We start from the raw sequence: 17,085 nt of genomic DNA on the forward strand, positions 1-17,085 counted from the left end.
TCAGGCTTCCACGGAGAGTTCTGGGTGGACGGTACGGAAGTCGACGCCGTTGGCGTACGAGCCCTTCCAGCCGTGCGAGCGCCCGGTCGGCTCGCAGAAATTGAAGTAGCGGAACTGCATCGACCAGCGCGATCGCTGGCTCGTGTTGTGGCCCGAGGCATGCAGCACCAGGAAGTCGACCATCACCAGATCGCCGGGCTTGGTGAGCGGCTGCACGTGCGGATAGCGCGCGAGATAGCTCGCCTCGTCCTTGATCAGCAATGCGTAGGCGCCTTGCTTGCCAGCGTTGTCCGGGTCGGCGCTGAAGACGGGCAGCGGTCCTTCGACGTGCGAGCCCGGGCAGAACTCCACGGGCCCGATCTCGGGCGTGATTTCGACGAGCGGGCTCCAGAACACCACGCCGTCCAGGCTGCGCAACTGGGCCGGATACTCCTGATGCCAGTTGGCGCGAAATTTCTCTTCGCGCGGGTTGTCGATGCGGATGCCGGAGCCGGCGTGCGCAATGCCCGGCAGCGCGCCGGGGCGCACGCTCCGTACGAGCTGCTCATGGCGCTCGTCGCCCAGCAGGCGGACAAACGCGGGGATCTGCTTCACGGCGTCGTACACCTCGGCGCCGTATTTGCGATTGGCCTTGATGACGGCCTGATAACCGTCGTCGAACCGCTCCGGCGCAAACGGCGCGCGCTCGATGTCGAGACTGTATTTGTCGATCACCAGACCGATGATGTCGTAGATGGCGCGCTGAATCGGCTCCACCTGCGACGGCGCGTAGAAGTCGCGCAGGATCAGCAGGCCGTCGCGCTGGAAGGTCTCGACCTGATCGGGGCTCAGGATGCCAGGCATGTCAGCGTCTCCTGATGGGCCTTCACGAGATCGAGCACCACGTTGCATACCGTCTCGATGTTCTCGCTCGACATATCGTGATACGAGGGCAGGTTGATGGCGCGCTCGGCAATCGCGTAGCTGTGGGGTGCGTTGTGGCGCCCGGTGGCCTCGGAGGTGCCGAACAGCTCCGTCTGGCTTAGCGGATAGAAGAACACGCGGGCATCGATGCCGCAGCGCGAGAACGCGGCCAGCAGCCCGTCGCGCGTAATGCCCAGCGCTTCGTCAAACACGACGGTGGGCATCCAGTAGCTGTTGAGCGTGCCGGGTGCCTCGGGGTTGAGCGCCAAGCCGGCAACGCCGCCAAGGTGCGCCTGATATTCGGCAAAGATCTCGCGCTTGCGCGCAACCAGCGCGTCGATACGCTCAAGCTGTGCGCAGCCGATGGCGGCCTGCACGTTGGAAATGCGGTACTTGAAGCCGATGAAGTCGGACCAGAACTGCTTGCCGCCCGGCACGCGGCCATGGTTGTTCAGCGTCATCACGCGGTCGTACAGCGCACGGTCGTTGGTGACGAACATGCCGCCTTCGCCCGTCGTCATGGTCTTGGTGCCATGGAACGAGAACGTGCCGAAGATGCCTTGCGCACCCGTTGCATGCCCGTGCCAGCGCGAGCCCACAGCCTCGGCGGCGTCTTCGATGACGGGTATGCCGTGGCGCTTGCCGATGTCGAGCAGGCGGTCCATCTCGCACAGGTTGCCATAGAGGTGCGTGGCGATGATCGCCTTCGTGCGCGGCGTGATGGCCGCTTCCACGAGCGCCGGGTCCAGGCACCACGTGTCCGGCAGGATGTCGACAAACACGGGCGTTGCGCCCACGTAGGTGATGGGCGACGCCGTGGCGATCCAGTTCGTGTCGGCCAGGATCACCTCATCGCCGGCACCGATGCCGAGCGCGGCCAGGCCCATGTGCATGGCACCGGTGCAGCTTGAGGTCGCAATGGCGTACTGCGTGCCGACAAACTCGGCAAACTGCTTTTCGAAGCGGTTGATGTAGGCGTAGCACTGGTCGCCCCAGCCGTTGCGTGCGGCGTCGGTGGCGTATTCGACTTCCAGCTCGGTGATCGACGGCTTGGAGTACAGAATTTTCTGGGTCATGGCTGTTCCTGCAGTTCAGGATTCTGGGCACGCAACGTGATGCCCGCAAACGCGTCGGTCAGCGGCGGATGGTTGCGGTCCCGGTCGGAGCATTCGGTAATGTCGAGCGGCCAGTCAATGCCCAGGCGGCTGTCGGTCGGGTTAAGGCCGTCTTCAGCGGCTTGCGCGTACGGCGTCGAGGTCAGATACAGCAGCTCGCAATCGTCTTCCAGCGCCTGGAAGCCGTGGGCAAAGCCGCGCGGCACCAGCAGGCTGTTGTGGCGTTCGGCGGATAACTCCACCGCATGCCATTGCAGGAACGTTGGTGAGCCAGCACGCAGGTCAACGGCCACGTCGAACACGCGACCGCGCACGCAACTCACCAGCTTGATCTCGGCATGTGGCGGGTATTGAAAATGCAGCCCACGCACGGTGCCGCGCTTGGCGGAATACGAGTGATTGATTTGCGCGATCGGGCTGTCAAAGCCGGCGGCGGCAAGTTCATCTGCGCAGAAGAAGCGCGTGAAGTAACCGCGATGGTCACCGATGACCTTGCGGCTGATTTCAACCACGCCGTCCAGCGGTGTCGGTTGGATGCTGAAGCGGCTCATGCGGCGCTCCTGGGTGTGGCAGCAGATGCGGCAGCGGTGAAGCGGTCGATCTGTTGGTCGCACAGCGCGCGCGCATCCGCGGTTTTTTCATGCAGATGCCGGTACCACGCGGCGGTTTGTTCCAGCGCGGTCTCGAACGGCCACGCCGTCTGCCAGCCTAGTTGCTGGCGTGCCCGGCTGGCGTCGAGATGCAGCATGCCGGCCTCGTGCTTGCCGGTGGCGGCATTGGCGTCCAGTTGCCAGATCAGTGCGGGCCAATGTTGCTGCAAGCCTTGCAAGACCTGTTCGACCGTGCGCGTGGCGGCGCTGTCTGGGCCGAAGTTCCAGGCGGTTGCGCACGCGGCGTCGCCGGCCAACAGCCGTTGCGCGAGCACCAGGTACCCATGCAGGCAATCCAGAACGTGCTGCCACGGCCGCGTGGCGTGCGGTGAGCGGATCACCAGCGGCGTACCGGCACGCATCGCGCGCTCGGCGTCGGGGATGAGCCGGTCTTCCGACCAGTCGCCGCCGCCGATGACATTGCCAGCGCGGCCGGTGGCCAGCAACGGGCCGTTGGCGAAGAAGGCGCGCCGGTAGCTTGCGGCCACGAGTTCGGCGCAGGCCTTGGATGCGCTGTACGGATCATGGCCGCCGAGTGCATCTGTCTCGCGGTAGCCCCAGGCCCACTCGCGGTTGTCGTAGCACTTGTCGGTGGTGGCGACCACGATGGCGGACAGGTTCGTGCAGCCGCGCGCGGCCTCCAGCACGTTCACGGTGCCCATTACGTTGGTGGCGTAGGTGCCGACTGGGTCGTTGTACGACGCGCGCACCAGCGGTTGCGCGGCCAGGTGAAAGACGACGTCGGGTCGCGCCGCGGTCATGGCGGCACGCAAGGCATCCGCGTCACGGATATCGCCGAGCGTATGGCCGGCCAAGGCGGATTCCACCTCGGCCAGCGTAAAGAGATTCGGGTGCGTTTCGGGCGCCAGGCTGTAGCCGGTCACATCGGCGCCAAGCTGGCGCAGCCACAGTGCCAGCCAGCTACCCTTGAAGCCGGTGTGCCCGGTCAGGAAGACGCGCTTGCCGGCCCACGCACGCGGGTCGAGCGTCACCACTTTTTCCACGGTGCACTCCCCGTTTGCCAAAGGGCTTCCAGACTGTTCTTGTCGCGCAGCGTGTCCATCGGCTGCCAGAAACCGTGGTGCTCGAACGTGTTCAGTTCGCCCATTTCGGCCAGGCGTGCCATTGGCGCGCCTTCCCACGGGGTGTCTTCGCTCGCGATGTATTCAATGACGGACGGATTGAGCACGAAGAAGCCGCCGTTGATCCAACTGCCGCCGTCGCCGGGCGGCTTTTCGGTAAAGCCGGTCACGCGGGCGCCGTCGCGCTGGAGCATGCCGTAGCGGCCCGGCGGCTGCACGGCCGTCACGGTCGCCATCTTGCCGTGTTCGCGGTGGAAGGCGATCTTGCTCGTGATGTCGATGTCGGACACGCCGTCGCCGTAGGTGAAGCAGAACGGCTCGTTCGGGTCCAGGTAGGCGGCCACGCGCTTGAGGCGCCCGCCGGTCTGCGATTGCTCGCCCGTGTCGACCAGCGTGACGCGCCAGGGCTCGGCATGGCGCTCGTGCACGGTCACTTCGTTCTTCGACATATCGAACGTCACGTCCGACATGTGCAGGAAGTAGTTGGCGAAGTACTCCTTGATGACGTAGCCCTTGTAGCCGAGGCAGATGATGAAGTCGTTGATGCCGTGGGCGGCATAGATCTTCATGATGTGCCACAGGATCGGGCGGCCACCAATTTCGATCATCGGCTTGGGCCGCAGGTGCGATTCCTCGCTGATGCGTGTGCCGAGGCCCCCGGCCAGGATCACTGTCTTCATGATTGCGTACTCATGCGGCGGCGACTGCGCTGCGTTCCTGCATCTGCCGCGCGAGGTCGGAATATTGGTTCGACTTGATGGCCAGTGTGTCGGCCAGGGCGCGGTAGGTCAGCGCCAGGTACTTTGCGGCGGCAAAGCTGCCGCGCCCGAACACGGCAGCGTCCAGCTTGGGCTGCTCGCCAATCTCCAGGCACTTCAGGAAGGCGTTCTCCGCCATCGGCAGCCATTGCTTTTCGGCCTCGGCGGGGTGCTTGGCGGCGGCTTCAAACATCAGGTGGCCGAGCAGGTAGAAGTAGTCGGGCGAGCCCGACCATTCGTCCATCCACTCGCCGGCCAGGGTGATGGCCTCGTCGAGTTGTCCGGTCTGGCTCAGGCACGCCAGCAGGCAGATACACAGGTCGTGCCGATAGGGCGACTGCTTGGGTGCCGTCGCCACGGCGCGGCGGTAATACTCGGCGGCCTGGGCTGCATCGCCCTGGTTGATCTGGAAATCCTTGCCGAGCTGGTAAAGCACGTACGGATCGTCCGGACGCGCGGCCAGCTCCAGCTGCAGCAGGGTGTGGTTGCGCCCGCGCTTCTTGTCGAGCTTGACGTCTAGGTAGCCGTCGTGGCCAATCACCAGCGGCAGGCGAACCCGTTGCAGGTCGGCATCGGGTTGCTCGTGGATGCGGCCCTTGTAGCGCACGCCGCGCGGCAGCAGGCGCGCAATCCAGCTGTTGGATTGCTCCACCTTGCCCGAGACTTCAAACCCGCTGCGGATGCACACCACGCCCAGCAACGGGCCGAAGGTGCAGGCGTCGCGCAGCTCGTCCGTGCCGGCCTCGATCCATTCGTCGGCGTCCAGCACGAGGTTCCAGTCCGCATTGGCGGCGGCCAGCGCGGCGTTGCGGGCGGCGGAAAAGTCATCCACCCACGTGAAATGGTGCACCTGCGCGCCGCACGCCTTGGCAATCGCCACGGTGTCGTCGGTCGAGCCGGTGTCCAGCACGATCATGCGGTCGACGTGCGGCTTGGCGCTCATCAGGCAGCGCTCGATGCACGCGGCCTCGTCGCGGGCGATGACAACCAGCGCAAGAGTGCTCTTGGCGAGCTTGGCGCGGTGTTTGGCGTGTTTGGACATGCGGCGCGAAAAAAGAAAGCGTGAAAAGTGACGTCAGATCGACATGCTCATGATGCTCTGGTACGCCGAGACAAACTTGTTGCGCACCTGCACCGCGGTCTGCATGTCGATGTTGGCCTTTTGCAGCGAGAGCATCACGTCGTGCAGGTCGACGTCGTTGTTGCCCATTTCGAAGCTGCGCGAGATGGATTCGGCCTTCTGCTGCGATGCATCGACCCGGTCCAGCGACGACTTGAGCACCGCGCCGAAGTCGACGCTGACCTTGGCGTCATCGCCCGAACCGACGCCCGCCCCAATGCCACCCACCGTCTTCGACGGCGCCAGCACGCTGTTCATCAGCGAAACCACTGAATTGGCGTTCGTAATATCCATGTGAAGACAACTCCTCTTTGCTTGTATTGCTTGCGGCGCCGCCGTTTAGCTGCCTGGGCCGGCTTTCTGGGGTGTTTCCCGTCCCGGCCGGTTGGTCGCTATGGCGCCACGGTGATGCAAAGGTAGCCGCCAGGCCGCCGTTCCCAAGCGCCCAAAAGAACGGGAAAAGGCCCTCTTCTTGCCGATTTGCTTGCGCGCCCACTGCCGATAATGGCAACCACGGAGCCATGCCCAGACATTGGGTGAGCGCTCAAGCAACGTAGTCAGTCAGGAGATTTGGGATGCCAACGACAGCCGATTCGGTTGCTGTCGCCGACACGCTCGGTACGGTGGATATGCCGGCGGTGGGCCAGGGCGCGATGACGCGCCAGAAAGCGGGAGGTGCAGGTGCGCTGGGCGCCCTGGGCCCGCTCGGCCGTCTGTCGCCGCGCCTGCTGATGATGATCGGCGGTGCCGCTCTGGTGGCCGTCATTGCCGCCGCGATGCTGTGGAGCCGCGCTCCGGACTATCGCGTCCTGTACAGCAATGTGTCCGACAGCGATGGCGGGGCGATCATCGCTGCGCTGCAACAAATGAACGTGCCGTACCGCTTTGCCGAAGGCGGCACCGCCATCATGGTGCCCGAGGCGAGCGTGCATGAAGCCCGTCTGAAGCTTGCTTCGCAAGGCCTGCCCAAGGGCGGCCAGGCCGGCTTCGAGCTGATGGAGAACCAGAAATTCGGCACCAGCCAGTTTGCCGAACAAGTCAATTACCAGCGCGCCCTGGAAGGCGAGCTGGCCCGCACCATCCAGGCCATGCAGGAGGTGCAATCCGCCCGCGTGCATCTGGCCATGACCAAGCCGTCGGTGTTCGTGCGCGAACAGGCCAAGCCCAGCGCCTCGGTGCTGCTCAAGCTGTATCCGGGCCGCATGATCGACCGCTCGCAGGTGCAGGCGATTGGCCACCTGGTGTCGAGCAGCGTGCCGAACCTGCCGCTGGCCAATGTGACGGTGGTCGACCAGTCCGGCCGCCTGCTGTCGTCGTCGTTCCAGGACACCGCCTCGGGCCTCGACCCGACGCAGCTGAGCTACGTGCGCGATGTCGAGCAGGGCTATATCAAGCGCATCGAAGCCATCCTTGGCCCCGTGGTGGGCGAAGACAACGTGCGCGCGCAGGTGACGGCCGACGTCGATCTGGACAACACCGAGCAGATGGCCGAGACCTACCGTCCCAACCAGGACCCGGCCAACGCCGCCGTGCGCAGCACGCACACCGCAGAAGCCACGCAGAACAAGGCCGACGCCCAGGGTGGCGTGCCCGGCGCGCTGTCCAACCAACCGCCGACCGCGCCGCGCATGCTGCCGACCGCACCGGCGCCGGCCTCGGCGTCGCAACCGGCTGCAACGGGCCCGAACGGCCAACCGCAACAAGCAGCGGCTGCCAACACGAGCGGCACCGCAACCAGCGGCAATTCGTCGAGCACCCGCGATACGACGACCAACTACGAAGTCGACAAGACCGTGCGCCGCACCCGCGCCGCAGTGGGCACCGTGCGCCGCCTGTCGGTGGCCGTGGTCGTCAACTACCGTGGCGACGGCAAGACCTGGAAGCCGTTGTCGGAAGCCGAGATGGCCAACCTCAACGCGCTGGTCAAGGATGCCGTGGGCTTTGACGCCAAGCGCGGCGACTCCGTGAACGTGGTCAACAGCCAGTTCTCGGGCACGCTGCCGATGGCCAAGGACGACCTGCCGCTGTGGAAGCAGCCGGAGATGATCCAGTACGCCATCCAGGCCGCCAAGTATCTGGCGCTGGCGATCGGCTTCCTCATCCTGGTGTTTGCGGTGATCCGTCCGGCGATCCGCTCGATGGGCAAGAAGGACGACGCGGCCACGCCCACCTTCGTCGGCCGCGAAGGCGAAGATCCGAACGCGCCGATCATCACCGGTGCCGCGGCTTCGGCCGGGCCGGAGCTGGAAGGCCCCGGGGCTGCCGGCGCCAATTCCGAAGAGCTGCCGGACGCGCTGCCGCAACTCAAGAACAACGACTTCGAGAAGAAGCTCGAGACCATGCGCCGCGTGGCGCAGAGCAACCCGCGCGCCGTCGCGGCCGTCATCAAACAATGGGTGAGTAACGAATGAGCGCCGAAGGACTCCAACGCAGCGCCATCCTCATGATGTCGCTGGGCGAAAGCGAAGCCGCCGAAGTGCTCAAGCACCTGGGCCCGCGCGAAGTGCAGAAGCTGGGCGCGACCATGGCCGCGCTGAAGAACGTCTCGCGCGAGCGTGTGCTCGACGCCTTTGACGCGTTCTTTGTGGAAGCCGAAGACCTGCCGCTGGACGTGGATTCGAACGAGTACATCCGCACCGTCTTCCGCAAGGCACTGGGCGATGACCGCGCCGCCAACATCATCGACCGCATCCTGTCGGGCGGTGACACCAGCGGCATCGAAGGCCTGAAGTGGATGGATGCATCGTCGGTGGCGGAACTGATCCGCAACGAGCACCCGCAGATCATCGCCACGATCCTGGTCCACCTGGACCGCGATCAGGCTTCGGAGATCCTGACCTATTTCACCGAGCGCCTGCGCAACGACACCATCCTGCGTATCGCCACGCTCGACGGCATTCAGCCCAGCGCCCTGCGCGAGCTGAACGACGTGCTGACCAAGCTGCTGCAAGGCAACGACCACCGCAAGAAGAACGCGATGGGCGGCGTGCTCACGGCAGCGGAAATCCTCAACCTGGTGCCGAGCGCCGTGGAAAGCTCCGTCATCGAAGGCGTGCGCTCGCGCGATCCGGAACTGGCCGACGCCATCGTCGAGAAGATGTTCGTGTTCGACAACCTGATCGATCTGGATGGCCGTGCGCTGCAGACGCTGCTGCGCGAGATCAGCCAGGACGTTCTGGTGGTGGCCCTCAAGGGCGCCAAGCAGGAGTTTCGCGACAAGGTGTTCGCCAACATGTCGCAGCGTGCCGGCACGATGCTCAAGGAAGAGCTGGAAGTGCTGGGGCCCGTCAAGGTGTCGGAAGTCGAAGCGCAGCAGAAGGAAATCCTGGTCGTTGCGCGCCGCCTGGCCGACGAAGGCGAGATCACCATCGGCCGCAAGGCGGAGGACGCCTATGTCTGACCGCGCTGGCCGCTTTGCTTTGATGGGGCGCTGAGATGCCGCGTCCGCCGATCATCCCGCGCGACACGCTGCTCGAATACCAGGCGTGGGAGCCGACCGACTTCCGGCGTCAGGCCGCAGAGGCTGCTGCTGCAGCCGCGCCGCCGCCTCCGCCGCCTGAGCCCGAAGAGCCGCCCATTTCCGAAGAGGAATGGCAGGCCGCGCTGGACGCCGAGCTTGCCACCGCCCGCGACGAAGGCCGCCGCGATGGTTTCGCGCAAGGCTTTCAGGATGGCTTTGAGCAAGGCCGCCGCCAGGGCGAGGAAGATTCCAAGCACATCGCCACGCTCATGCAGTCCGTGCGCGAGGCGATCGACCAACTGAACGGCAGTGTTGCCGAAGAGCTGGTGGATCTGGCGCTGCAACTGGCGCAGCAGTTTCTGCGCGGCGCGCTGCATGCGCAGCCCGAACGCATCCTGCCGATGATTCGCGAAGTACTGGGCGATGCGCCGACCGCACCGGCACCGGCCATGCTGCGCGTGCACGCCGATGATGCCGAATTGATCCGTCAGACGCTGGGCACCGAGCTGGCCGCGGCCGGCTGGACGCTCATCGTCGATGCCGCCATCGAGCGCGGCGGCTGCCGTGTGCAGACCCGCTTTGGCGAAACCGATGCCACGCTGCAAACCCGCTGGGCCGAACTGACCCGCGCGCTGGGCCGCGATACCGCATGGCTTGCCAGCGAACGCTCTGAAGCCGAACGCGTGGCGGGAGGAGCACTCCATGTCGCCTGAGACCGTGCAGCCCGCCGCCAACAACCCGAACGTGCGCGTTTGGCAAACCCACCTGCAGCAGACCGCGCAGCGCGCGCGTCTGGCGCGGCCGGTGGTGACGTGCGGCAAGCTCACGCGCGTGGCCGGCTTGGTCATGGAAGCCGTTGGCCTGAAGCTGCCGGTGGGCAGCGCCTGCCGCGTAGAACTCCCGCACGGCCGCCACGTGCTGGCCGAAGTGGTGGGCTTTGCCGAAGAGCGTGCCTTCCTGATGCCGCAAACGGATCTGGTGGGCGTGGTGCCCGGCGCGCGCGTGTTCCCGCTGGAGCCGCAACGCCTGCCGGTGTCGAGCGAAGACGGCGCCGACCCGACGATTTCGCACAGCAAGTTCTTGCCCGTGGGCCCGCGCCTGCTGGGCCGTGTGGTGGACGCCAACGGCGAGCCGCTCGATGGCAAGGGGCCGCTGGGCGCGCACGAAGACCTGGCCTGGGGCACGTTGAACCCCGCACCCCTGAACCCGCTCAAGCGCAAGCCGATCGAGCATGTGCTGGACGTGGGCGTGCGTGCCATCAATGGTCTGCTGACTGTTGGCCAAGGCCAGCGTCTGGGCCTGTTTGCCGGCTCCGGCGTGGGCAAGAGCGTGCTGCTGGGCATGATGGCCCGCTACACGCAGGCCGACGTGGTGGTGGTGGGCCTGATCGGCGAGCGCGGCCGCGAAGTAAAGGAATTCATCGACGAGATTCTTGGCGACGAAGGCTTGGCACGTTCGGCCGTGGTGGCTGCGCCTGCCGACACCTCGCCGCTGATGCGCCTGCAGGGTGCCGCTTACGCCCACACCATTGCCGAATACTTCCGCGACCGCGGCTGCAACGTGCTGCTGATCGTCGATTCGCTCACGCGTTATGCGATGGCGCAGCGCGAGATCGCCCTGGCCATCGGCGAGCCGCCGGCCACCAAGGGCTATCCGCCCTCGGCGTTTGCCAAGCTGCCCGCGCTGGTTGAGCGTGCCGGCAACGGCATGGTGGATGCCAACGGCCGCGGCGGCTCCATCACCGCGTTCTACACGGTGCTGGCCGAAGGCGATGACCAGCAGGACCCGATTGCCGATGCGGCGCGCGCCATTCTGGACGGCCACTTCGTGCTCTCGCGCAAGCTGGCGGAGCAGGGCCACTACCCGGCCATCGATATCGAACAGTCGATCAGCCGCGTGATGTCGGCCATCGTGCCGCGCGAGCAGCTCGACACGGCGCGCCGCTTCAAGCAGCTCTACGCCCGCTATCAGCGCAACCGCGACCTGATTGCCGTAGGCGCCTACGCACGTGGCAGCGACCCGGTGACCGACCAGGCCATCGCGCGCTACCCCGACATGGAAGCATTCCTGCAGCAAGGCATGTTCGAGAACGAAAGCCGCGAGCACACGCTGCAGAAGATGCAGGGAGTGCTGGCGTGATGTGCCCGCTTGACACTGTGAAGCCGCAAGCGTTGCGCAAACCGGAGGCTAAAGCTGCCGGGTTTGCGTCCGATGGGTTGATGTAACGGGAAGCTGGAGGGTCGACCGATGACCACCATGAACAAGCCGTTCCGCCTCGAAACCGTGCTGGAACTGGCCCAGAAGGACACCGAGAAAGCCACGCAGGAAGTCGGCCGCCTGATGAACACGCGCGAGGCTGCCACGCAAAAGCTGGCGCTGCTGTCCGACTACCGCAACAACTACCACCAGCAGATGCTGAGCAGCGCCGAAGGCGGCATGGACGTGACGCGCCTGCGCAACTACGCGGCTTTTATCGACCGCCTGGGCAATGCCGTGCACCAGCAGAAGGGCACCATCAATGCGCTGGAGCAGCAGCTCGCAATGAGCCGTGCCAACTGGCTGGAAAAGCAGCGCCGCGAACAGTCGTTCGACATCCTGCGCCAGCGCCACATTGAAGAGCAGCGCCTGGACGAAGAACGCCGAGCCCAGCGCGACAACGACGAACACGCCGCCAAGGTGATCCGCATGCGTGCGGCGCAGGGCGGCAATTGAAGACGAACGCGAACACGCAGTCGCAAGATGGAGTCAACGTGGGCTTGAGTGCCACCCCCAATACCGCCGCCAAGGACCTGGGCGCCATGCTGTCGGCCGGCAATACTGCCGCCGCTGACAAGACGCAGGCCTCCTCGTCGGGCACTGATACCTTCGGCAACCTGTTGTCCGACCGCCTGGCTCAGGACGCCGCGCGCCGTCGCGCCGATGCGCAATCCGCCGCTGACGATGCCAGCCGCCGTGCCGATATCGCCCGCAAGGATGTCGCACGCACCGGCGCCGCGCGCAACGATCAGGATGCGAAACCGGCCGATGCCAATACGCCGGCGCAGGCCATCACCACGCCGGCCAGCAGCACCGCCGATACGGCCAACGCCAAGCCGGCGCAGCCTGCCAACGCCAAGGATCTCGATACCGCTGCGCAACAGGCGGTGGTCGATCCGGCTGCACAACTGGCTGCGCAGATCGAGGCCGCTCGCCAGGCTGCGCAGCAGGCCGCTGCCGCGCAACAGCCGCTTGCCCAGCCCGCAGGCCAATCGAATACCAGCGCCGATGCCGACGCGACGACGCAGGTTGCTGGCAAATCGTCCACAAATGACGCCGCCGCACTGGCCGCCGCAACTGCGGCTGCCAACGGGGCGCAGGGCGCCGCAGATCCGGCCGCGACGGCACAGGTCGGCCAAGCCGGACTGCCTGCCGCCAAGGACGCCAAAGCCAACGCCGCAAACACGCCGACGCCGCCTGCCACCGCACTGCCTGACAGCGGCACGCTGGCCCAGGCCATGGCCCGCACGCGCGCCGTTGCCGACAACACGCCGGCCACCGTGCGCCAACTCGGCAGCACGTCGCCTGCAAAAGGCGCCGATGTCGACCGGGGCCTGCCGCGTCGCAGCGATTTGAGCGCACACAACGCCATCGCGCAAACGCCTGCCGCCGCCGTGACCGATGCCACCAGCCACGCCAGCAATGGCGGTAACACGGGCAATTCGGATAACGCCGGCACGCAAGCCAATGCGCAGGGCAACGGTGCGCAGGTCCAGGGCGTGCTGTCGCGCGCCAATGGCGACGCGGGCATGGCCGCACCGACCTTTGCGGTGGGCGGCGCCAACGCAGGCGCGGCGGCAGGGGCATCGATCACGCCACAGCAAGTGCACACGCTGCCCACCTTTGGCGATGCCGCATGGCCGCAAAGCATGGCCAGCCAGCTTGCCTTCATGCAGGTACATCGCCAATCGTCAGCCGAGCTGCAGTTGAACCCGGCCGAGCTGGGGGGCATGCACGTCAAGCTGGAGGTGGACAACGGCGCCGTCAACGCGAGCTTTGTCTGCCAGCACCAAGCCGTGGCCGAACTCGTGCAGGACGCCATGCCGCGCCTGCGCGACGCCATGCAGCAAGGCGGGATGCAGCTTGCGCAAACGTCTGTCAGCACGGGCGACTTCAGCCAGCAGCAGAGTGCATCGCAAGGCTCGTCCGCGCAAAACCAAGGTGGCGGTTCAGGCAACGGTGGCAGCGGCAGCCGGTATGGCAGCAGCGGCTCGCAAGACCGCGCCGATACGCTGCCGGTGGCGCCGCGCCGGGTTTCCAGCCACGAAGGCGTGATCGATACATTCGCCTGACGATTGCGGACGGCGCCTAAAGTTTGAGGTCAGCCGGCCGTTAGTACGCACGAGTGCCATGCAAAAATGGCCAGCCGCAAGGCAACGAAAGAAGGACGGGAAATAACAATGCGAGCACGCCGCGCACAGGTTTGGCGCGGCAGCGTTGCAAATGAATAACAAGGGGGTCAAGTCCGACTGGCGAAGAAGGGATCAAACGGGGATCATTTCGCCACATCCGTCTTCGGGCGGATGCACACGGACCGATGCGGGGTGTCCGAGCCGGGGGGCTGGCGCACCGCATGTTTGCCGTACTTACGGGAGAGCGCACCGCGAGGTGCGCTTTTTGTTTTTGTGCGCCAGCGGGAAAGCCTCAGGCGCCCGCTTCCGCCGTTGCCAATGTGGCGGGCGTGACCGACACCACGTGCTCCACACCATAGCCGCGCGCCACCCATGCATCGATCCCGCCATGCAGCGGACGCACGCGCTTGAAGCCGCGCCCCATCAGCGTGCGCGCCAGCATCACGGCAGACGCCTCGTTGGGGCAGGCGCAGTAGATGATGATCTCGCGGTCGGGGCCATCGATCTCGATCGCGCGGTGGCTGGCGGACATGTCGTACAGCATTGCCCCCGGAATGCGCTGCGGCTGCTGCATGCGCGAGCTGTCGGCGCGCACGTCGATGATGACGGGTGCAGCGCCCGATTCGATCAGTGCGTGCAGCTCATCGGGCGAGATGCGCGCCATCTCCAGCATCTTGCGAAAGCGCCAACGCTGCAGCCAACGTGCAGCCACATACACCGCCGCCAGCAACGCGATCAGCAGTATGGCGCGCGTGCCGAGCTGGTCGAGCTGGCGCAGCGCCTGGTCGATGCTGTCATGCGCCACGCGGCCCAGCATCAGCCAGAGCGTTGCCCAAACTGCCGAGCCCACCAGGTTGTACAGCGCAAACGTGCTGAACGGCGTGCGCATCGTTCCCAGTAGCGCAGAGGACACGGTCGACAAACCCGGAACGAATTTCGCAATGAGCAGCATCGGCGCGCCCCAGCGCTCGAACTGTGTGCGCGTGCGCCGCACGCACGAATCGGGCGACAGGGACACACGGCACAGCAGTGCCATGACGTGCCGGCCATAGCGCTTGCCTGCGAAGTACCACAGGCCGTCGCCCAGCAGCGCGCCGGACACGGCGGCGGGCGCCAGCTCCATCAGGTAGAGCGGTCCATGGAACGTAAGCGCACCGGCCACCAGCAGCGTTGGCACGGCCGGCAGCGGCGCACCGGCTTGCGTCAGCAGCACATTGAGGAATACGGCAAACGCGCCGTATTCGGCGATCAGGGGAAACAGGTCATGCATGGCAGGAAGGGCGCGGCGGGCGGGGGCGAAAGCGTCTGCCAAGTTACCGCATTCCGGCGCCGCCCGATAGCCATGTCACCAGAATGCGCTCGGCGATCTGCGGTTCGGGTGAAATTGGCGTGACAATGAGCACTTCATACCGCTTCTGAATCCTGCCGCCATGTCTTCTGCAATGCCCATCGACGCTGCCGCTTCCGAGCACGAATCTGGTGCCATCGCTATTCGCGCAGCTACCGTAGCGGATTTGCCGACCATCGTCGGCATCTACGCACATCATGTGCGTACTGGCACCGCCAGCTTTGAGATCGACGCTCCCGATCTGGCCGAGATGACGCGCCGCTTTCACGCATTGCAGGATGCCGGCATGCCCTACGTTGTGGCCGAAGCGGGTGGCGCGTTGCTCGGCTACGCGTATGCCGGCCCGCATCGTGCGCGGCCTGCGTATCGCCATACGGTGGAAGATTCCATCTACCTTGACACCGCCGCGCAGGGGCGTGGCGTGGGGACATTGCTGCTGGAGGCGCTGATACGCGAATGCCAGGCGCGGGGTTTCAAGCAGATGGTGGCCGTGGTGGGCGGCGGCCGTGAGAACCCGGGGTCAGCCAAGTTGCACGCGCGCTGCGGGTTTCGCGAGGTGGGCGTGCTGGAGGCGGTGGGCTACAAGTTTGGACGCTGGCTGGATTGTCTGCTGATGCAGCGGGCCCTGTGAGGTGAGAGCGACAGTTGAACCAATCAAAGAGGTTTAGCGGATAGCCAGAGCAGTCGAGGAGACCAGCGTGGCCTCCCCCGAAACGCATCACAGTTCTGATGTCAATTCAGAGGCTATTGGTCATTGCGCTCAATCGATGATGTCGGCGCAGGCGTCGGTGGGCGCGGCCGCCACATGCCCCACCAACGGCACCATCTTCAGGCCCGCCGATGCCACGCGGCATGGCGCGGCCACCACGCCGCAGCCCGAAAGGAGTGCAGCACCAAGCAGGGACACTGCGAGCAGAAGGCGTTTCATCGTCGGTGGGTTTGAAAGAGAATGCCGCGCAGTGTGACACAGAGTCATTCGCCAACCTGTGCGCGTTTTTTGTATCGGGAAATGACAATCTGTGCGGGTCTCGAAACCATGATGCGATGCGTCAGAGCGCAACAATAAAACCCGTTCGAGAGTCGCACAACGCTGGCTTTTGACGGAAAAGTCACATTCTGTATTTGCGCAAATTATCCCGCCAGCCTTTGGTACAGGCCGCAAAACCACTGTTGATGCGGGTTTTCCCGTAATTTCACATATCGCAACAATAAATTGTCTGTCGCGACATTTATTGTCTGAACAGGCTCGCCTACGATGACTCCATCGAATGCGGCGCCGCAGCGAAAAAGAAGATCCAGGAAATGCCCGGATCACCTGCCCGACGCGCTGCGCCCATCTGGAGAAGACATCATGAAAGCCCAACGTACCCTGATTGCTGCCCTGATCGCCCTGGCAAGTGTGCCGGCCCTGGCAGCAGCCAAGTTTGACGTGTACACGCAAGGTGCCACGCAAGTCAGCCAACGTTTCGACGTGTATTCGGATGGCGCCAAGGCTAGCGACAAGTTCGATCCGTACACGCAAGGCGCAAAGGCCGGTAGCAAGTTTGATCCGTACACCGAAGGCGCACTGGCTCGTGACGGCAAGTTCGATACGTACACCGAGGGTGCCAAGGCCGGTAGCAAGTTCGATCCGTACACCGAAGGCGCACTGGCTCGTGCCGGCAAGTTTGATACGTACACCGAAGGAGCCAAGGCTGGCAGCAAGTTCGACCCGTACACCGAAGGTGCACTGGCCCGTACCGGCAAGTTCGATACCTACACCGAAGGTGCCAAGGCCGGTAGCAAGTTCGAGCCGTACACCGAAGGCGCCGTGGCCTGAGCCTGGTTCGTCCCGCAAAAGCGCCCGTACACAGCGGGCGTTTTTGTTTGCGTCACCGGGAAGCGCGATGATTGCGAACCGAGTTGCCATTGCGGCGTCTTACTCTCATCGCAACCAGGAAGCCATGATGATTCGTTTCCGTCGTCCGACCCGCTCCCTCCTGTGCCCTACGCTGGCCGCGGCTGCCATGCTGGCTGGCTGTGCGACCGTCACGCCGGGCCCATTCCAGATCACCGTGCGTGATGCCGATGACACGGTGCTGGAGCAATTCCAGTTCCAGGCCGGCTCGCAGGGGTCGCTTGAGACCGCCATGATCGGCATGTGCCGCGTGTATCCGGAAGCCACCGTCATCGCAGAGCAGCTCTCAACGCACGAGCGCCTGCAGGAGCGCTGCAAGCGCTCGTTTGCTTCAATGCTCTCTCTGTCCTGATGCTGCGCTGAA

The 17,085-nt window shown here is 65.1% G+C and carries 18 protein-coding genes; 9 read left to right on the top strand and 9 right to left on the bottom strand.

The genetic code is table 11. The features are described from left to right. Genes ACU8YE_RS14785 through fliE form a run of 7 tightly spaced genes read right to left on the bottom strand, consistent with a single transcriptional unit; the run spans position 1 to position 5,922 of the window. Entirely contained in the window at positions 1–843 is an 843-nt protein-coding gene (locus ACU8YE_RS14785) for a phytanoyl-CoA dioxygenase family protein (RefSeq protein WP_446929021.1), read from the bottom strand. Further along, the gene (locus ACU8YE_RS14790) at positions 828–1,979 is read right to left on the bottom strand and encodes a DegT/DnrJ/EryC1/StrS family aminotransferase (RefSeq protein WP_446929022.1); all 1,152 of its coding nucleotides are present in this window, start codon (positions 1,977–1,979) and stop codon (positions 828–830) included. Before ACU8YE_RS14790 ends, ACU8YE_RS14785 begins: the two co-directional genes overlap by 16 nt. Beyond that, on the bottom strand, positions 1,976–2,569 hold the full coding sequence (rfbC, locus tag ACU8YE_RS14795) for a dTDP-4-dehydrorhamnose 3,5-epimerase (RefSeq protein WP_446929023.1): 594 nt from the start codon (positions 2,567–2,569) through the stop codon (positions 1,976–1,978). The genes ACU8YE_RS14790 and rfbC overlap by 4 nt, the downstream gene beginning before the upstream one ends. Then, positions 2,566–3,672: a CDP-glucose 4,6-dehydratase gene (gene rfbG, locus ACU8YE_RS14800; RefSeq protein WP_440818088.1), complete on the bottom strand. Its 1,107-nt coding sequence runs from the start codon at positions 3,670–3,672 to the stop codon at positions 2,566–2,568. Before rfbG ends, rfbC begins: the two co-directional genes overlap by 4 nt. Continuing rightward, complete coding sequence (rfbF, locus tag ACU8YE_RS14805) at positions 3,657–4,430, bottom strand: glucose-1-phosphate cytidylyltransferase (RefSeq protein ID WP_446929024.1); 774 nt, start codon at positions 4,428–4,430, stop codon at positions 3,657–3,659. Before rfbF ends, rfbG begins: the two co-directional genes overlap by 16 nt. A 10-nt stretch (positions 4,431–4,440) precedes the next feature. Further along, entirely contained in the window at positions 4,441–5,550 is a 1,110-nt protein-coding gene (locus tag ACU8YE_RS14810) for a glycosyltransferase family 2 protein (protein WP_232039055.1), read from the bottom strand. A gap of 33 nt (positions 5,551–5,583) precedes the next feature. After that, the gene (gene fliE / locus ACU8YE_RS14815; RefSeq protein ID WP_414562719.1) at positions 5,584–5,922 is read right to left on the bottom strand and encodes a flagellar hook-basal body complex protein FliE; all 339 of its coding nucleotides are present in this window, start codon (positions 5,920–5,922) and stop codon (positions 5,584–5,586) included. Between the two features lie 281 nt (positions 5,923–6,203). On the opposite strand from fliE, the gene fliF reads away from it, so the two are divergent. The 6 genes from fliF (at position 6,204) to ACU8YE_RS14845 (ending at position 13,416) form a co-directional block, all read left to right on the top strand. Continuing rightward, positions 6,204–8,039, top strand: a complete 1,836-nt coding sequence (gene fliF, locus ACU8YE_RS14820) for a flagellar basal-body MS-ring/collar protein FliF (protein WP_446929025.1) — start codon at positions 6,204–6,206, stop codon at positions 8,037–8,039. Beyond that, positions 8,036–9,028 (top strand): flagellar motor switch protein FliG, encoded by a 993-nt coding sequence (fliG, locus tag ACU8YE_RS14825; protein WP_027679900.1) that lies wholly within the window; start codon positions 8,036–8,038, stop codon positions 9,026–9,028. The genes fliF and fliG overlap by 4 nt, the downstream gene beginning before the upstream one ends. A gap of 35 nt (positions 9,029–9,063) precedes the next feature. After that, a complete protein-coding gene (fliH, locus tag ACU8YE_RS14830; protein ID WP_260803292.1) occupies positions 9,064–9,801 on the top strand; it encodes a flagellar assembly protein FliH in 738 nt (245 codons plus the stop codon). Continuing rightward, positions 9,791–11,227, top strand: a complete 1,437-nt coding sequence (gene fliI / locus ACU8YE_RS14835) for a flagellar protein export ATPase FliI (RefSeq protein WP_232039059.1) — start codon at positions 9,791–9,793, stop codon at positions 11,225–11,227. Before fliH ends, fliI begins: the two co-directional genes overlap by 11 nt. Before the next feature lie 108 nt (positions 11,228–11,335). Next, positions 11,336–11,800 (top strand): flagellar export protein FliJ, encoded by a 465-nt coding sequence (gene fliJ / locus ACU8YE_RS14840; protein WP_065855816.1) that lies wholly within the window; start codon positions 11,336–11,338, stop codon positions 11,798–11,800. Between the two features lie 38 nt (positions 11,801–11,838). Next, complete coding sequence (locus ACU8YE_RS14845) at positions 11,839–13,416, top strand: flagellar hook-length control protein FliK (RefSeq protein WP_446929104.1); 1,578 nt, start codon at positions 11,839–11,841, stop codon at positions 13,414–13,416. A 352-nt stretch (positions 13,417–13,768) separates the two neighbouring features. On the opposite strand, the gene ACU8YE_RS14850 is transcribed toward ACU8YE_RS14845, so the two are convergent. After that, positions 13,769–14,746, bottom strand: coding sequence for a DedA family protein/thiosulfate sulfurtransferase GlpE (locus ACU8YE_RS14850; RefSeq protein ID WP_446929105.1), 978 nt, complete (start codon positions 14,744–14,746; stop codon positions 13,769–13,771). 172 nt (positions 14,747–14,918) lie between these two features. On the opposite strand from ACU8YE_RS14850, the gene ACU8YE_RS14855 reads away from it, so the two are divergent. Then, complete coding sequence (locus ACU8YE_RS14855) at positions 14,919–15,455, top strand: N-acetyltransferase family protein (RefSeq protein WP_446929106.1); 537 nt, start codon at positions 14,919–14,921, stop codon at positions 15,453–15,455. Between the two features lie 129 nt (positions 15,456–15,584). Here ACU8YE_RS14855 and ACU8YE_RS14860 read toward each other — a convergent pair whose 3' ends face one another. After that, complete coding sequence (locus ACU8YE_RS14860) at positions 15,585–15,752, bottom strand: DUF6726 family protein (RefSeq protein WP_232039061.1); 168 nt, start codon at positions 15,750–15,752, stop codon at positions 15,585–15,587. 423 nt (positions 15,753–16,175) lie between these two features. Between ACU8YE_RS14860 and ACU8YE_RS14865 the strand changes: the two genes are divergently transcribed. Continuing rightward, on the top strand, positions 16,176–16,643 hold the full coding sequence (locus ACU8YE_RS14865) for a hypothetical protein (protein ID WP_446929026.1): 468 nt from the start codon (positions 16,176–16,178) through the stop codon (positions 16,641–16,643). A 127-nt stretch (positions 16,644–16,770) separates the two neighbouring features. Continuing rightward, positions 16,771–17,073, top strand: coding sequence for a hypothetical protein (locus ACU8YE_RS14870; protein WP_316871906.1), 303 nt, complete (start codon positions 16,771–16,773; stop codon positions 17,071–17,073). The last annotated feature ends 12 nt before the right edge of the window (positions 17,074–17,085 follow it).

This window comes from Ralstonia sp. VS2407, assembly GCF_052950655.1.

Coding starts and splice junctions, on each gene's coding strand:
- ACU8YE_RS14785 (WP_446929021.1), bottom strand. CDS start 843: ATGCCTGGCATCCTGAGCCCCGATCAGGTCGAGACCTTCCAGCGCGAC.
- ACU8YE_RS14790 (WP_446929022.1), bottom strand. CDS start 1,979: ATGACCCAGAAAATTCTGTACTCCAAGCCGTCGATCACCGAGCTGGAA.
- rfbC (WP_446929023.1), bottom strand. CDS start 2,569: ATGAGCCGCTTCAGCATCCAACCGACACCGCTGGACGGCGTGGTTGAA.
- rfbF (WP_446929024.1), bottom strand. CDS start 4,430: ATGAAGACAGTGATCCTGGCCGGGGGCCTCGGCACACGCATCAGCGAG.
- ACU8YE_RS14810 (WP_232039055.1), bottom strand. CDS start 5,550: ATGTCCAAACACGCCAAACACCGCGCCAAGCTCGCCAAGAGCACTCTT.
- fliE (WP_414562719.1), bottom strand. CDS start 5,922: ATGGATATTACGAACGCCAATTCAGTGGTTTCGCTGATGAACAGCGTG.
- fliF (WP_446929025.1), top strand. CDS start 6,204: ATGCCAACGACAGCCGATTCGGTTGCTGTCGCCGACACGCTCGGTACG.
- fliG (WP_027679900.1), top strand. CDS start 8,036: ATGAGCGCCGAAGGACTCCAACGCAGCGCCATCCTCATGATGTCGCTG.
- fliH (WP_260803292.1), top strand. CDS start 9,064: ATGCCGCGTCCGCCGATCATCCCGCGCGACACGCTGCTCGAATACCAG.
- fliI (WP_232039059.1), top strand. CDS start 9,791: ATGTCGCCTGAGACCGTGCAGCCCGCCGCCAACAACCCGAACGTGCGC.
- fliJ (WP_065855816.1), top strand. CDS start 11,336: ATGACCACCATGAACAAGCCGTTCCGCCTCGAAACCGTGCTGGAACTG.
- ACU8YE_RS14850 (WP_446929105.1), bottom strand. CDS start 14,746: ATGCATGACCTGTTTCCCCTGATCGCCGAATACGGCGCGTTTGCCGTA.
- ACU8YE_RS14855 (WP_446929106.1), top strand. CDS start 14,919: ATGCCCATCGACGCTGCCGCTTCCGAGCACGAATCTGGTGCCATCGCT.
- ACU8YE_RS14860 (WP_232039061.1), bottom strand. CDS start 15,752: ATGAAACGCCTTCTGCTCGCAGTGTCCCTGCTTGGTGCTGCACTCCTT.
- ACU8YE_RS14865 (WP_446929026.1), top strand. CDS start 16,176: ATGAAAGCCCAACGTACCCTGATTGCTGCCCTGATCGCCCTGGCAAGT.
- ACU8YE_RS14870 (WP_316871906.1), top strand. CDS start 16,771: ATGATTCGTTTCCGTCGTCCGACCCGCTCCCTCCTGTGCCCTACGCTG.